Consider the following 14,748-nt stretch of genomic DNA (forward strand, 5'->3'; position numbering starts at 1 on the left):
AAGGGGAAGCCAATGACTTTCTGGAGCATTTTGCGCCAGCGCTGCTGGGGACTTGTCCTTGTGGTGGCCGGCGTTTGCGTTATCACCTTTATTATTTCGCACCTGATCCCCGGCGATCCGGCGCGCCTGCTGGCGGGCGACCGGGCAAGCGACGAGATTGTCGAAAACATTCGCCAACAGCTTGGGCTGAATCAACCGCTGTATGTGCAGTTCGCGCGCTATGTGAGTGATATCTTCCAGGGGGACTTAGGCATTTCCATTCGCACCGGGCGTCCGGTGATGGAAGAACTTCGCGTCTTTTTCCCGGCAACGCTGGAACTGGCCTTTTGTTCACTGCTGCTGGCGCTGGTCATTGGTATTCCGTTGGGCATTCTTTCCGCCGTCTGGCGTAACCGCTGGCTGGATCACCTGGTACGTCTGATGGCAATCACCGGTATTTCGACGCCAGCCTTCTGGCTGGGGCTGGGCGTCATCGTGCTGTTTTACGGCCATCTGCAAATTTTGCCGGGTGGCGGACGACTGGATGACTGGCTGGATCCGCCAATGCATGTCACCGGGTTTTATCTGATCGATGCCCTGCTGGAAGGCAACGGTGAGGTCTTTTTTAATGCCTTACAGCATCTGATTTTACCGTCGTTGACGCTGGCGTTTGTTCACCTGGGAATTGTGGCGCGGCAAATCCGCTCCGCGATGCTGGAACAGCTCAGCGAAGATTATATCCGCACGGCGAAAGCCAGCGGTCTTCCCGGCTGGTACATCGTGCTGTGTTATGCGCTGCCCAACGCGTTGATCCCGTCAATTACCGTGCTTGGACTGGCGATGGGCGATCTGTTGTATGGCGCGGTACTGACCGAAACCGTCTTTGCCTGGCCCGGAATGGGCGCCTGGGTGGTGACCTCTATTCAGGCGCTCGATTTCCCGGCTGTGATGGGCTTCGCCGTGGTGGTCTCTTTTGCCTATGTACTGGTCAATCTGGTGGTGGATCTGCTCTATCTGTGGGTGGACCCGCGCATTGGGCGTGGAGGTGCTGAATGATGTTAACCGAAGAGACGCCGGTACGCGTGACGCGTCGGCGCATTGACTGGGCCAGACTGCTCTGGCTGATGAAAAGCAGTCCGCTGACGATGATTGGCGGTGTGATTATTGTCCTGATGCTGTTGCTGATGGTGCTGTCGCCGTGGATTACGCCTTACGATCCGAATGCAATCGATTTAAGTGCGCGGCTGTTGCCGCCAACGGCGGCGCACTGGTTCGGAACCGATGAGGTTGGACGCGACCTGTTCAGCCGCGTGCTGGTGGGCAGCCAGCAGTCGATTGTCGCCGGGCTGGTGGTGGTCGGGATTGCGGGCGGTATTGGCTCACTGCTCGGCTGCCTGTCCGGCGTCATGGGCGGTCGCGCTGACGCCATCATCATGCGGATGATGGATATTATGCTGTCGATCCCCTCGCTGGTGCTGACGATGGCGCTGGCCGCAGCGCTCGGGCCGAGCCTGTTTAACGCGATGCTGGCGATTGCCATTGTACGTATTCCCTTTTACGTGCGTCTGGCGCGGGGACAAACGCTGGTCGTGCGCCAGTTTACCTATGTTCAGGCCGCCCGCACGTATGGCGCTTCCCGCTGGCATTTGATTAGCTGGCACATCCTGCGTAACTCGTTGCCGCCGCTGATTGTGCAGGCATCGCTGGATATTGGCAGCGCCATTCTGATGGCGGCCACGCTGGGCTTTATCGGGCTTGGCGCTCAGCAACCGAGCGCCGAATGGGGCGCGATGGTCGCGATTGGTCGTAATTACGTTCTCGATCAGTGGTGGTATTGCGCTTTCCCTGGCGCCGCCATCCTGATCACGGCCGTCGGTTTTAACCTGTTCGGTGATGGGATCCGTGATTTATTGGATCCGAAAGCAGGAGGAAAACAGTAATGACTCAACCGGTGCTGGAAATAGACGATTTACACTTGAGTTTTCCGGGATACAAGGCCGACGTTCACGCCCTGAGCCATGTGTCGCTGCGCATTCAACGCGGCGAGATTGTTGGCGTGGTGGGTGAATCGGGTTCAGGGAAGTCAGTCACCGCAATGCTCACCATGCGCCTGCTGCCGGAAGGCAGCTACCGCATTCATCAGGGGCGCGTCTCGCTACTGGGCGAAGATGTGCTGAACGCCAGCGAGAAACAAATGCGTCAATGGCGCGGCGCGCGCGTGGCGATGATCTTCCAGGAGCCGATGACGGCCCTCAACCCGACGCGACGTATCGGCCAGCAGATGGTGGAAGTGATTCGCCATCATCAGACGGTGAGCCGTGCGCAGGCCAGGGAAAAGGCGATTACCCTGCTGGAGGAGATGCAGATCCCCGACGCCGCCGGCGTGATGACCCGCTTTCCGTTTGAGCTTTCAGGCGGCATGCGTCAGCGGGTAATGATCGCCCTTGCCTTCTCCTGCGAACCGGCGCTGATCATCGCTGATGAACCTACCACTGCGCTGGATGTCACCGTACAGTTGCAGGTGCTGCGCCTGCTGAAACACAAGGCCCGCGCCAGCGGTACGGCCGTGCTATTTATCAGTCATGACATGGCGGTGGTATCGCAACTGTGCGATCGGCTGTACGTGATGTATGCCGGCAGCGTGATTGAAAGTGGTCAGACCGATGCCGTGATCCACCATCCTACCCATCCCTATTCGATTGGCCTGCTGAAATGCGCTCCGGAGCAGGGAGAAGCACGCCAGCCGCTGCCGGCGATCCCTGGCACCGTACCGGATCTCACCCGTCTGCCGCGCGGCTGCGCGTTCCGGGATCGCTGCTTTGCCGCGGGCCCGCTTTGTGAAACGGTACCCGCTATGAGCCCACATGGCGCTGGCGACCAGCACTCGGCCTGCTGGTATCCTCATCTGGAGAATCCCCATGTCTGAAACGTTACTGGCTTTACACGATGTGCACGTCAATTTCCCGGCGAAGAAAAACTGGCTGGGACGGGTCACCGAACGCGTGCATGCGCTCAACGGCATGGATTTACAGATCCGCCGGGGCGAAACGCTGGGGATTGTCGGTGAATCCGGCTGTGGGAAAAGCACACTGGCGCAGTTGCTTATGGGAATGCTAAAGCCCAGCCAGGGGCAGTATCAACAGGATTCATCGTCGACCGAAATGCAGATGGTATTTCAGGACCCGCTCTCCTCACTGGATCCACGTCTGCCAGTGTGGCGAATTATCACCGAACCGGTGTGGATTCAAACACGCAGCAGTGAACGGGAGCGACGGGCGCTGGCGGCAACCTTAGCCAGCCAGGTCGGGATACGTCCGGAATATCTCGATCGTCTGCCGCACGCTTTCTCTGGCGGACAGCGCCAGCGTATCGCGATTGCCCGAGCACTGTCGTCAGAACCGGATGTGATCGTGCTGGATGAGCCGACCTCCGCGCTGGATATTTCCGTCCAGGCGCAGATCCTGAATCTGCTGGTTGCGTTGCAGGCCAGTCGCAATCTGACCTACATTCTGATCTCACATAATGTCTCGGTTGTACGCCATATGAGCGACCGGGTGGCAGTGATGTACCTCGGGCAAATCGTCGAACTCGGCGATACCGCGCAGGTGCTCTCCACCCCGGCACATCCTTATACCCGTCTGCTGCTGGATTCCGTGCCAAAAACCGGCGTGCCGTTGGCAGAAGAACGGGTGATTCGCAAAACGGAATTACCTGGCAACCGGGTACTGCCGACGGGCTGTTTTTTTCGCGACCGGTGCCCGTTGGCGACCCACGGCTGCGAAACTCGACAGGCGCTGCGCAGGCTTGATGCGGGAACGGACGTTCGTTGTTGGCGTGCCTGATAATGCCCGGGAATCGTAGGCCGAATTCAACGTATTTATGCCCGGTCAGCATCACGCGACCGGGCAATACTGCCGTTACGACTTCAGTTGATAATCGAGGGTGATTTCAGCTTTCAGCACCTGCGACACCGGGCAGCCGGCTTTCGCTTTCTGAATAATACCGTCGAAGGTGGCGGCATCGATTCCCGGCACGTTCACTTCGCTGTGCAGCGCGATTTTGGTAATCGCAAAACCGGCATCAACTTTGTCCAGCGACACGTCAGCCGTGGTGTCGATAGCCTCCGGCGTAAAGCCCGCCTCACCAAGCATCAATGAAAGCGCCATTGAGAAACAGGCAGCATGCGCTGCGCCGATCAACTCTTCCGGATTGGTGCCTTTCGCCCCTTCAAAACGGGTATTGAAACCATAAGGCTGCTGGTTCAGCACGCCGCTTTCCGTCGAAACGGTGCCTTTTCCGCGTTTGATGTCGCCTTCCCAGTGTGCCTGACCTTTCTTATGGATTGTCATCGTTCGCTCCTTATTGTCGTCGGGATAACAAGTATAGGACGCTCATCCGATTTCGTGGCCGTTAGCAGAGACTTCTTAATTCCCTGCTTACACATTGACCTTTCCGATTAAATGTCCGACTATCAATCAGGTCGGTATCCATCGGTACCGTCGACCTTAAGGGTTATATTTCGTCCGCAGTCATATGGACTCATCCTTGAAACCAGTAACAGGATAAAGGAGTTAGAATGAAATCGAACCGTCAGGCCCGTCATATTCTTGGACTGGACCATAAAATCTCCAATCAGCGCAAAGTGGTGACTGAAGGTGATAAATCCAGCGTGGTGAACAACCCTACCGGCAGAAAACGCCACGCAGACAGCAAAAAGTAACCGCACAGTCCGAATATGACGATAAACACCATCGCAAACGCGATGGTGTTTTTGCTTACAAAAGCCTTAATTCATGCACGATGCTTTATACTCTGTGCCCGATGCCCTGGCGGAATGGCAACATATTATAAAAAGTGCCAGGGACGGATATTCAAAAAAAGAGTGAGTGACATGGAAACCAAAAGTAAAAAACTGCGTTCCCTTTATATTCCTTACGCTGGCCCTGTATTGCTGGAATTCCCCTTACTGAATAAAGGCAGTGCATTCAGCATGGAAGAGCGCCGTAACTTCAACCTGCTGGGGTTACTGCCGGAAGTGGTTGAGTCGATTGAAGAACAGGCAGAACGTGCCTGGATCCAGTATCAGGGATTCAAAACGGAAATCGACAAGCATATCTACCTGCGCAATATCCAGGATACCAACGAAACCCTGTTCTACCGACTGGTTAACAACCATCTCGATGAGATGATGCCAGTGATCTATACCCCAACGGTAGGTGCGGCCTGTGAACGTTTCTCCGAGATTTATCGTCGCGCGCGCGGCGTGTTCATCTCTTATCAGAACCGCCACAACATGGATGACATCCTGCAAAACGTCCCCAACCACAACATCAAAGTGATTGTGGTCACCGACGGTGAGCGAATTCTTGGTCTTGGCGATCAGGGGATCGGCGGGATGGGTATTCCCATCGGTAAGCTTTCGCTGTATACCGCCTGTGGTGGCATCAGCCCGGCCTACACCCTGCCCGTCGTGCTGGATGTGGGAACTAACAACCCGCAACTGCTCAACGATCCGTTATACATGGGCTGGCGCAATCCGCGCATCACCGACGACGAATACTATGCGTTTGTCGATGAATTCATTCAGGCCGTTAAGCATCGCTGGCCGGACGTTCTGCTGCAGTTTGAAGACTTCGCGCAGAAAAACGCCATGCCGCTACTTAACCGCTATCGCGACGAAATCTGTTCGTTCAACGACGACATTCAGGGCACCGCCGCGGTGACCGTCGGTACGCTGATCGCCGCCAGCCGGGCGGCAGGCAGCCAGCTTAGCGAACAGAAAATTGTTTTCCTTGGCGCGGGTTCCGCTGGTTGCGGTATCGCCGAACAGATCATTGCTCAAATCCAGCGGGAAGGATTAAGTGAAGAAGCCGCGCGTGAGAGAGTCTTCATGGTGGATCGCTTTGGCCTGCTGACTGACCAGATGCCGAATCTGCTCTCCTTCCAGACCAAACTGGTGCAGAAGCGTGAAAATCTGCAGGCGTGGGACAGCGACAACGAAGTGCTGTCGCTGCTTGATGTGGTCCGTAACGTTAAGCCTGATATTCTGATTGGGGTTTCCGGGCAAACCGGTCTGTTCACCGAAGAAATCATCCGCGAAATGCACAAGCATTGCCCGCGTCCGATCGTGATGCCGCTGTCTAACCCCACCTCGCGTGTGGAAGCGACGCCGCAGGACATCATCGCCTGGACCGAAGGCAACGCGCTGGTCGCTACCGGTAGCCCGTTTATGCCGGTGGTCTGGAAAGACAAAGTCTATCCCATCGCCCAGTGTAACAATGCCTATATTTTCCCGGGGATTGGGCTGGGTGTGATTGCTTCCGGCGCCTCCCGCATTACCGATGAGATGCTGATGTCCGCCAGTGAAACGCTGGCCCAGTACTCGCCGCTGGTGCTTAACGGTGAAGGTCTGGTGTTGCCTGAACTGAAAGACATTCAGACCGTCTCGCGCGCCATTGCGTTTGCCGTCGGGAAGATGGCGCAGCAACAGGGTGTGGCGGTGAAAACCTCCGCTGAAGCGCTGTTGCAGGCTATCGAAGAGAACTTCTGGCAGGCGGAATATCGCGACTATCGTCGTACGTCTATCTGACGAACTGCCCGGTAGCACGCGCTGCCGGGCCTTCAGGCTTGCGCTGTCTCATCACTTGCGATTACACTTTCGCCATCGATTAACATTCGGATAAATAAAAGGAGGATACTTATGCTGTACTGTGAACGCTTCATCGCTTCACATGCTTTTGGCGATCGCCAGTGCTCAAGCGTTATCGGTATCGTGCTGCGATAACTTCTGCTTGAGCGAAGCTAACTTCTGAATTCCCCTTCTCTCGGGCTTACCGGGTTATCGTCAGCGATGTTTGACGAGGCGTTTTGACGCCTGTAACTCTTGAGTAAGCAACAATGAGCACATTACTAACCGCACAATCCCTGCACGTTGATACCGCGTTCGGCACGCTTTTCGACGATCTGACGTTTACCCTGAAAAAAGGCGATCGCATTGGGCTTATCGGCTACAACGGCTGCGGCAAAAGCACGCTGCTGAAAGTTCTCGACGGTTCGATTGTCCCGACTGGCGGCAGCCTGGCGCTGGCGAACCACTGTCATCTTGCGCGTGTCGAACAGCACCTGCCCGACGAGATCCTGCCGCTGACGTTACAGGAAGCCGTTCTGGCACAACTTCCTGAACATGAACGGGCCAGCCAGCTCTGGCAGGTCGAGGCGTTACTCGCGCAAATGGGCTTCAGTGTCCAGGATCGGCAATTAACGGCACAAACCTTGAGTGGCGGTCAGCATACACGTTTACTGCTGGCCCGCGCGCTGATGCGCCAGCCTGATCTGCTGCTGCTTGACGAACCGGGAAACCACCTGGATTTACCGACGTTACTGTGGCTGGAGCAGTTTCTACAGAACTGGTCCGGCAGTTTTGTGGTCGTGTCTCACGATCCGCAACTGCTTGACGCGATCACAAACGGCACGTGGATCTTGCGCGATCGTACCCTACACGCCTTTGCATTGCCCTGTAGCGCGGCACGCCAGGCACTGCTTGAACGCGACGCCAGCGACGCGTTGCGCCATAAGGCGGAACAAAAAGAGATCGATCGCATCACCGCCAGTGCGAAACGACTGGCCACCTGGGGCCGGGTGTATGATAACGAAGATCTGTCGCGCAAAGCGAAGCAAATGGAAAAGCAGGTATTACGTCTGAAGGAGGTGCAAACGGATCTGACGGCAGGAAGTCAGTGGTCACTAACATTGCGCGGCGACGCGCTGCGGGCAGACCGTCTGCTGGAACTGTCTCAGTTGTCGGTCACGCCTGCCCCGGAGGCGCCGACGCTGTTTACCATTGCGGGCATCCGTTTGAAGAGCGGCGATCGGGTGGCGATTGTCGGGCGCAACGGTTGCGGTAAATCGTCGCTGTTAAAACTGATCTGGCAACATTATCAGACCGAACAGGAATCAGATTCGCTGCGCCTCCACCCTCGCGTGACGCTGGGCTACTACGATCAAACGCTGCATCAATTACCGGATGACGCGTCGCTGTTTGACGCCCTGGAACCGTTCGCCCCGCAGCCGGATATCCGTAAAATGGCGCTAATTAGCGCGGGATTCCCGTGGATACGCCACGCGCAATCGGTCAGTACGTTAAGCGGTGGCGAGCGCTCTCGTCTGCTGTTTGTCGGTCTGTCGCTGGCGCGCTATAGCCTGCTGATGCTGGATGAACCGACCAACCATCTGGATATGGAAGGTAAAGAGGCGCTGGCGCAGACCCTGCAAACCTTTGAAGGCGGCGTGCTGCTGGTCAGTCACGATCGGCAACTCATCAGCCAGAGCTGTAATCGGTTTTGGTTTGTTGACGACGGCGAGCTCAGCGAATGGCACGATGTCGACGCCATCAATGCCCGTATCCGACAATCCGCAACAGAACACTTACCAGCGGTGTTGGAGGATAATGCTTCACTGGTCGCGGAGCTGGTTGATGAGGAGCAACTGCTGGAAAAACTGCTCGTACTCGAACAGCGTCTGGCTGAGGATCTGGCGCGAAAACCGAGACACCAGAAACCGCAGTTGCAGGCTCAGTGGCGTAAAGAGATAGACGACATCACCGCGCGTCTTTAACCCTCAATGCCCGGCAACGTGAGGTTTGCCGGGCAATTTGCGTGGCGCTTTCCAGTATTCATCCCCTCTCCTTTTCTCTTTGTTCATTTCGCCACACAATCGCACACGCGATGGCGAAAATTGTTGCGCCGAACGGAACACAATGCTAATGTTCCTCATGAAGGAACGAGGTGAAAAGGATGATCATGAATTTCAGGCACAAGGGATTACGCGACCTGTTTCTTCACGGTAAAACGTCAGGCGTGCTGGCAAAGCACGTCAAACGTTTGCGACACCGCCTCGCCGTGATTGACGCCGCAGGCTGCGTGAACGATATCAACATGCCCGGTTATCGGCTGCATCCTCTGAGCGGCGATCGTGATGGCGTCTGGTCAATATCGGTTTCAGGCAACTGGCGTATGACGTTCGAATTCGTCAATGGCGATGCGTATATTTTGGATGACGAGGATTATCACTGATGAAAATGGCGAATCATCCCCGCCCAGGGGATATCATTCAGGAAGCGCTGGACGAACTGAACGTCAGTTTGCGTGAATTTGCCAGAGCAATGGAGATTGCGCCCTCAACCGCCAGCCGGTTACTCACGGGCAAAGCGGCACTCACCCCGGAAATGGCGATCAAACTCTCGGTGGTGATCGGCAGCTCCCCGGAGATGTGGCTAAATCTGCAAAATACCTGGAGTCTGGCACAAGCGCAAAAAAGCGTGGACGTGTCCCGTCTGCGCCGTCTGGCGGTGCAGTAATCGCGTTGACCGCCGGACGGGTAAACCCCGTCCGGCAAAATCGCTTATTGCTGTGGTTTTTTCGCTTTCCAGGCGTCCCATGCCTGTTTGATTTCCTGCTTTGCGGTCGCCGCGTCGTTAAAGCCGTTCAGCTCCACTTTCTTGCGCCCTTCCGGTAATTCTTTGTAGACGCGGAAGAACGATTCCAGGCGCTGAACTTCGATTTTCGGCAGGTCGGCCAGTTCCTTGATATTGTCATACGTAGGATCAATTTTGCTGGCAGGAACCGCCACAATTTTGTCATCCTTCTCGCCGCCATCAATCATTTTCAGTACGCCAATCGCACGCAGTTTGATCAGCGTTCCCGGTGCCATCGGCGCACGGGTATAAAAAATCACATCCAGTGGATCGCCATCACCTGCCAGCGACTGGGTCAGCGAACCGTAGTTTGCCGGATAGGCCACCGGCATCGACTGAAAGCGGTCTGCAACGATAAAGCCGGTATTGGCGTCGGTTTCATATTTAATGATCCCGCCTGCCGGGATTTCCGTCACGGCGTAAAATTCTTCCGGATTGTTCTCCGGCTGTGGGAATTCGAGAATGTTCTGCGCCTGAACTGACGCGGAAAGAAGTACGCTCACAGCGAGCAATTTTTTGACCAGATGCATTGTTGGTTAACTCTTCGGTTATTTGTGAAGACAACACGTTACGTTTAGCTAATGACAGGATCATGACGTTTTTATGGCAAAAAAAAGGCGCTACCTGCGTAGCGCCTTCATCTGCTGAAAAAGGAATTAGTTTAGCCCTTCTTCACTCTCTTTTTTCGCTTCTGCTTTCTCGATATCACGGTACCAGCGCGGGTGGTGCTTCTTCGCCCAGCGGCGACTCACCTTCCCTTCAACCATCCCTTTAATCGATCCTTTCACCCAGAATGCCATGTACATATGAATGAGGATGGCGTGGATCAAAATGATCCCTGCCGCTGCGTGGATCAGCAGGCTGTAACGCACCACCTGCATCGGGAAATACTGCGCGAAATACGGACGCCAGATAATCACGCCGGTCACCAGCAGCACAAAAATCATGCTCATGATCGACCAGAACATCATCTTCTGTCCGGCGTTATATTTGCCGACATCCGCCACTTTGTGTTCGTTGCCTTTCAGCACTTCGACAATGTTTTTCAGCCACGGTATGTCTTTCTTGTCCGGGATGTTGTGGTGAACGAAGCGGACAAACATGAACATCAGCGCGATAAAGATCGCCACGCCAAAGAACGGGTGCAAAATGCGTCCCATCTGCGGCGTACCGAAGGTTTGCGTCAGCCATTGCAGCGTCGGGAAGAAAAATGAAATCCCCGACAGCGCGACCAGGAAGAAGCAAATCACCACCGTCCAGTGACAGGCGCGATCGATGAACTTCGTGCGCACAATCATTTTCGATTTACTCATGATGGTCCTCCTCGTCATCGTCCACTTCTTTGTTCGGACCTATACCGATGTAGTGATAGATCAGCCCGGCAAAGGTGGCGATAAATCCGGCGGCCGCCAGTGGCTTCAGCGCCCCTTTCCACAGATTGATAGAGGTGTCGACTTTCGGCTCGTTCGGTAAACCGTGGTAGAGCTCCGGCTGATCCGCGTGATGCAGGACATACATCACATGCGTACCGCCAACGCCCTGAGGGTTATAGACACCAGCATGTTCGTAGCCGCGCGCTTTTAGCTTCGCGACGCGCTGCTCGCCCATTTCCAGCATCTCTTGTTTGGTGCCGAAATGAATCGCCCCGGTCGGACAGGTTTTGACACAGGCCGGTTCCTGACCCACGCTGACGCGATCGACGCAGAGTGTACATTTATAGACGCGGTTGTCCTCTTTATTAAGGCGCGGAATATTAAACGGACACCCGGCGATGCAGTAGCCGCAGCCAATGCAGTGCTCGGACTGAAAATCGACAATCCCGTTGGCATACTGGATGATTGCACCTGCAGACGGGCAGGCCTTCAGGCAGCCCGGATCTTCACAGTGCATGCAGCCGTCTTTACGAATCAGCCATTCCAGTTTGCCGTTCTGTTCGGTTTCGCTAAAACGCATCACCGTCCAGGACTTGGCGCTGAGATCGGCGGGGTTGTCGTACACCCCGACACAATGTCCTACCTCGTCACGGATATCGTTCCACTCAGAGCAGGCCACCTGGCAGGCTTTGCAGCCCACACAGGAGGAGACGTCAATGAGCTTGGCGACCTCGGCTTTGTAATCACGCGCCTGCGGTGGCGGCGTAATCGTGTTTGTTGCGGACCGTTTGATGATGTCCTGCGTTTCCAAAGACATATGCTCGCCCCCCTTACGCCTTCTCGATGTTAACTAAAAACGCTTTGTACTCCGGCGTTTGCGAGTTTGAGTCACCGACGTTTGGCGTCAGGGTGTTGGCGATATAGCCTTTACGCGCCACCCCTTCAAAGCCCCAGTGCAGCGGGATCCCGACGGTTTCAACCTCCTGACCGTTGACGTGCAGCGTACGCAGACGACGTGTCACCACCGCAACCGCACGAATGAATCCGCGCTTGCTGCTTACCTTCACGTAGTCACCGTTGCCAATGCCTTTGGCGGCGGCCAGCGTTTCGCTGATCTCCACAAACTGTTCCGGCTGCGCGATAGCGTTCAACAGCGCGTGCTTGGTCCAGGTGTGGAAGTGTTCGGTCAGACGATAGGTCGTTCCGACATACGGGAACGCGTCCTTCTTCCCTAAGCGCAAGACGTCATCTTCATAGATGCGCACGACCGGACTGGACACCACGTTCGGATGCAGCGGGTTAGTACCCAGCGGCGTTTCCATTGGTTCGTAGTGTTCAGGGAACGGGCCTTCCGCCAGTTTATCAAGGGCAAACAAGCGCCCCAGTCCTTCGGGCTGCATGATAAACGGGCCGGTTGCGCTGCCCGGAGGCGCGGTGTTGAAGTCCGGGATATCGTTACCCGTCCATTTCGCCCCGTCCCACTGGATCAGCATGCGTTTCGCATCCCACGGCTTACCGTTGATATCCGCTGAAGCGCGGTTATACAGCACGCGACGGTTCAGCGGCCATGCCCATGCCCAACCCAACGTGTTGCCCAGCCCTGATGGGTCGGCATTATCGCGGTTGGCCATCTGGTTGCCCTTCTCCGTCCAGCTACCGGTGTAGATCCAGCAGGAAGACGAGGTCGTACCATCATCACGCAGTTGCGCGAAGCTGGTGAGCAGTTGCCCTTTCTTCGCAATCAGCACGCCGTTGGCGTCATAGAGATCGGCTAACGCGTAGCCGTTGTTCTCTTTCGCCACTTCTTCTGACTCTGGGTGATCCGGCTGTTTGTAGTCCCAGCGCATTTTCAGCAGCGGTTCCACACCTTTACCACCTTCTGTGCGATACATTTCGCGCAGACGATGGAAAAGCCCGGCCAGAATTTCACCGTCGTTACGCGCTTCACCCGGTGCATCCTGACCTTTCCAGTGCCACTGTAGCCAACGTCCGGAGTTGGCAATGGAGCCATCTTCTTCAGCAAAACAGGTGGATGGCAGGCGGAACACTTCCGTCTGAATGGACGCCGGATCGACATCGTTCGACTCGCCGTGGTTCTGCCAGAAGGTTGAGGTTTCAGTCACCAGCGGATCGATCACCACCATGTACTTCAGCTTGCTCAGGCTGCGAACCACTTTGTTTTTGTCCGGGAAGGACGCAACCGGGTTGAAGCCCTGACAGATGTAGCCGGTGACTTTCCCGCTATCCATCATGTTGAAGTATTTAATGACGTCGTAGGCCTGATCCCATTTCGGCAACCAGTTAAAGCCCCAGTCATTCTCTTTCTGCGCATCATCGCCGTAGAACGCTTTCATCAGGCTGACGGCAAACTTCGGATAGTTGCTCCAGTAGTTCACCTGATCCGCCAGCGTGGCTTTCGGCGTGTTGGCGTTCAGCCAGGTCTGCCAGTCGCTCTGCTTTTCCGACGGCAGCGTCAGATAACCAGGCAGACTGGTGGAAAGCAGTCCGAGGTCAGTCAGCCCCTGAATATTCGAGTGACCACGCAGGGCGTTCACGCCGCCGCCGGCCATCCCCATGTTGCCGAGCAACAGCTGGATCATCGCCATCGTGCGGATGTTCTGCGCCCCGACCGTATGTTGGGTCCAGCCCAGCGCATACAGGAACGTGGTTGTACGATCCGCCGCACTGGTGGAGGCCAGCACGTCACACACTTTCAGGAAGTCAGCCTTCGGCGTCCCGCAGATGTTCTCGACGACGTCCGGCGTATAGCGGGAAACGTGCTGTTTCAGCAAATTCCATACACAGCGCGGATGCGACAGAGTGTCATCGCGTTTGGCATAGCCGTTTTCATCGAACTGGTAGTTCCAGGACGACTTATCGTACTGCCGTTTTTTCGCGTCATAACCGCTGAATAAACCGTCATCAAAGGTAAAATCATCCCGTACCAGCAGGCTGGCGTTGGTGTAATGCCTGACGTATTCGGCGTTAATTTTGTTATTTTCAATCAGATACCGCAGCACACCGGACAGGAACGTAATGTCCGTGCCGGAGCGAATCGGCGCATAAATATCCGCAACCGAGGCGGTACGGGTAAAACGGGGATCGACAACAATCAGCGTGGCGTCATTGTTGTTCTTCGCTTCCATCGCCCAGCGGAAACCCACTGGATGGGCTTCAGCGGCGTTACCGCCCATCACCATCACGACGTTGGCGTTTTTGATATCAACCCAGTGGTTGGTCATCGCACCGCGACCAAATGTTGGAGCAAGACTTGCTACCGTTGGTCCGTGTCAGACGCGCGCCTGGTTGTCTACTGCCAGCATGCCGAGTGAGCGCACAAATTTTTGCGTCAGCATGCCGGTTTCATTACTGGCGGCGGAGGCGCAGAGCATCCCCGTGGAAAGCCAGCGGTTTACCGTTACGCCCTGTTCATTTTTCTCGATAAAGTTGGCGTCGCGGTCGGCTTTCATCAGTTTTGCAATGCGGGTCAGTGCATCATCCCAGCTAATGCGTTGCCATTTGTCGGAGCCGGGTGCACGGTATTCCGGGTAGCGCAGACGGTTTTCGCTATGAATGTAATCCAGCAGACCGGCGCCCTTCGGACACAATGCGCCACGGCTGACCGGATGATCCGGATCACCTTCAATATGATAAAGCGCTTCTTTGGCGTTTTTTGCTCCATCTCCCAGGCTATACATTAATAGCCCGCAACCTACGGAACAGTATGTGCAGGTGTTTCGGATCTCTTTCGCGCGCAACAGTTTATAATTTCGCGATTGAGCCAGTGCCATTTTGGGCGTAAATCCCAGCGCAGCAACCGTTGTTCCAGCCATACCGCCCGCGCAGATTTTAAAAAACTTTCTGCGGCTGACGTTCATTGCTTTCCCTCTTTTTCCAGAGTTGTCATGTCGCCGAGGAAACTAA

The 14,748-nt window shown here is 55.6% G+C and carries 14 protein-coding genes; 9 read left to right on the top strand and 5 right to left on the bottom strand.

Annotated elements, in window-relative coordinates; translation table 11 throughout:
• The first annotated feature begins 12 nt into the window (after positions 1-12).
• From HVX64_RS11770 to HVX64_RS11785, 4 genes are read left to right on the top strand one after another with little or no spacing between them, the layout of a single operon-like run.
• A complete protein-coding gene (locus HVX64_RS11770; RefSeq protein ID WP_181825009.1) occupies positions 13-1,035 on the top strand; it encodes an ABC transporter permease in 1,023 nt (340 codons plus the stop codon).
• Positions 1,032-1,919 (top strand): D,D-dipeptide ABC transporter permease, encoded by an 888-nt coding sequence (ddpC, locus tag HVX64_RS11775; protein WP_043000700.1) that lies wholly within the window; start codon positions 1,032-1,034, stop codon positions 1,917-1,919. Before HVX64_RS11770 ends, ddpC begins: the two co-directional genes overlap by 4 nt.
• Positions 1,919-2,905, top strand: coding sequence for an ABC transporter ATP-binding protein (locus tag HVX64_RS11780; protein ID WP_044257945.1), 987 nt, complete (start codon positions 1,919-1,921; stop codon positions 2,903-2,905). The genes ddpC and HVX64_RS11780 overlap by 1 nt, the downstream gene beginning before the upstream one ends.
• On the top strand, positions 2,898-3,821 hold the full coding sequence (locus HVX64_RS11785) for an ABC transporter ATP-binding protein (protein WP_043000698.1): 924 nt from the start codon (positions 2,898-2,900) through the stop codon (positions 3,819-3,821). Before HVX64_RS11780 ends, HVX64_RS11785 begins: the two co-directional genes overlap by 8 nt.
• A 75-nt stretch (positions 3,822-3,896) precedes the next feature.
• On the opposite strand, the gene osmC is transcribed toward HVX64_RS11785, so the two are convergent.
• Complete coding sequence (gene osmC, locus HVX64_RS11790; RefSeq protein ID WP_043000697.1) at positions 3,897-4,328, bottom strand: peroxiredoxin OsmC; 432 nt, start codon at positions 4,326-4,328, stop codon at positions 3,897-3,899.
• A gap of 227 nt (positions 4,329-4,555) precedes the next feature.
• Between osmC and sra the strand changes: the two genes are divergently transcribed.
• From sra to HVX64_RS11815, 5 genes are all read left to right on the top strand, one after another.
• On the top strand, positions 4,556-4,699 hold the full coding sequence (gene sra, locus HVX64_RS11795) for a stationary-phase-induced ribosome-associated protein (RefSeq protein WP_042319017.1): 144 nt from the start codon (positions 4,556-4,558) through the stop codon (positions 4,697-4,699).
• 171 nt (positions 4,700-4,870) lie between these two features.
• Positions 4,871-6,568, top strand: a complete 1,698-nt coding sequence (gene maeA / locus HVX64_RS11800; protein WP_044257943.1) for a malate dehydrogenase — start codon at positions 4,871-4,873, stop codon at positions 6,566-6,568.
• Between the two features lie 308 nt (positions 6,569-6,876).
• Positions 6,877-8,592: an ABC-F family ATP-binding cassette domain-containing protein gene (locus HVX64_RS11805; protein WP_044257940.1), complete on the top strand. Its 1,716-nt coding sequence runs from the start codon at positions 6,877-6,879 to the stop codon at positions 8,590-8,592.
• A gap of 179 nt (positions 8,593-8,771) precedes the next feature.
• Entirely contained in the window at positions 8,772-9,050 is a 279-nt protein-coding gene (locus tag HVX64_RS11810; RefSeq protein ID WP_044257939.1) for a type II toxin-antitoxin system RelE/ParE family toxin, read from the top strand.
• Positions 9,050-9,334 carry a HigA family addiction module antitoxin gene (locus HVX64_RS11815; protein WP_043000693.1) on the top strand — a complete coding sequence of 95 codons (285 nt, stop codon included), beginning with the start codon at positions 9,050-9,052 and terminating at the stop codon, positions 9,332-9,334. The genes HVX64_RS11810 and HVX64_RS11815 overlap by 1 nt, the downstream gene beginning before the upstream one ends.
• 44 nt (positions 9,335-9,378) lie before the next feature.
• On the opposite strand, the gene HVX64_RS11820 is transcribed toward HVX64_RS11815, so the two are convergent.
• The 4 genes from HVX64_RS11820 to fdnG all read right to left on the bottom strand — a co-directional run bounded on the left by HVX64_RS11820 (position 9,379) and on the right by fdnG (position 14,702).
• Positions 9,379-9,981: an inorganic diphosphatase gene (locus tag HVX64_RS11820; RefSeq protein WP_044257938.1), complete on the bottom strand. Its 603-nt coding sequence runs from the start codon at positions 9,979-9,981 to the stop codon at positions 9,379-9,381.
• Positions 9,982-10,107: 126 nt separating this feature from the next.
• Positions 10,108-10,764, bottom strand: a complete 657-nt coding sequence (gene fdnI, locus HVX64_RS11825; protein ID WP_043000691.1) for a formate dehydrogenase-N subunit gamma — start codon at positions 10,762-10,764, stop codon at positions 10,108-10,110.
• Positions 10,757-11,641, bottom strand: a complete 885-nt coding sequence (fdxH, locus tag HVX64_RS11830; RefSeq protein WP_043000690.1) for a formate dehydrogenase subunit beta — start codon at positions 11,639-11,641, stop codon at positions 10,757-10,759. Before fdxH ends, fdnI begins: the two co-directional genes overlap by 8 nt.
• Before the next feature lie 13 nt (positions 11,642-11,654).
• The gene (fdnG, locus tag HVX64_RS11835; RefSeq protein ID WP_156135250.1) at positions 11,655-14,702 is read right to left on the bottom strand and encodes a formate dehydrogenase-N subunit alpha; all 3,048 of its coding nucleotides are present in this window, start codon (positions 14,700-14,702) and stop codon (positions 11,655-11,657) included.
• Positions 14,703-14,748 lie beyond the last annotated feature (46 nt).

Origin of the sequence: Citrobacter sp. RHB20-C16, from assembly GCF_013890155.1 — a bacterium.
GTDB lineage: Bacteria > Pseudomonadota > Gammaproteobacteria > Enterobacterales > Enterobacteriaceae > Citrobacter_A > Citrobacter_A amalonaticus.

Bases quoted from the DNA above. Each gene is read 5' to 3' on its own strand.
- HVX64_RS11770 (WP_181825009.1), top strand. From the start codon at position 13: ATGACTTTCTGGAGCATTTTGCGCCAGCGCTGCTGGGGACTTGTCCTT.
- ddpC (WP_043000700.1), top strand. From the start codon at position 1,032: ATGATGTTAACCGAAGAGACGCCGGTACGCGTGACGCGTCGGCGCATT.
- HVX64_RS11780 (WP_044257945.1), top strand. From the start codon at position 1,919: ATGACTCAACCGGTGCTGGAAATAGACGATTTACACTTGAGTTTTCCG.
- HVX64_RS11785 (WP_043000698.1), top strand. From the start codon at position 2,898: ATGTCTGAAACGTTACTGGCTTTACACGATGTGCACGTCAATTTCCCG.
- osmC (WP_043000697.1), bottom strand. From the start codon at position 4,328: ATGACAATCCATAAGAAAGGTCAGGCACACTGGGAAGGCGACATCAAA.
- sra (WP_042319017.1), top strand. From the start codon at position 4,556: ATGAAATCGAACCGTCAGGCCCGTCATATTCTTGGACTGGACCATAAA.
- maeA (WP_044257943.1), top strand. From the start codon at position 4,871: ATGGAAACCAAAAGTAAAAAACTGCGTTCCCTTTATATTCCTTACGCT.
- HVX64_RS11805 (WP_044257940.1), top strand. From the start codon at position 6,877: ATGAGCACATTACTAACCGCACAATCCCTGCACGTTGATACCGCGTTC.
- HVX64_RS11810 (WP_044257939.1), top strand. From the start codon at position 8,772: ATGATCATGAATTTCAGGCACAAGGGATTACGCGACCTGTTTCTTCAC.
- HVX64_RS11815 (WP_043000693.1), top strand. From the start codon at position 9,050: ATGAAAATGGCGAATCATCCCCGCCCAGGGGATATCATTCAGGAAGCG.
- HVX64_RS11820 (WP_044257938.1), bottom strand. From the start codon at position 9,981: ATGCATCTGGTCAAAAAATTGCTCGCTGTGAGCGTACTTCTTTCCGCG.
- fdnI (WP_043000691.1), bottom strand. From the start codon at position 10,764: ATGAGTAAATCGAAAATGATTGTGCGCACGAAGTTCATCGATCGCGCC.
- fdxH (WP_043000690.1), bottom strand. From the start codon at position 11,641: ATGTCTTTGGAAACGCAGGACATCATCAAACGGTCCGCAACAAACACG.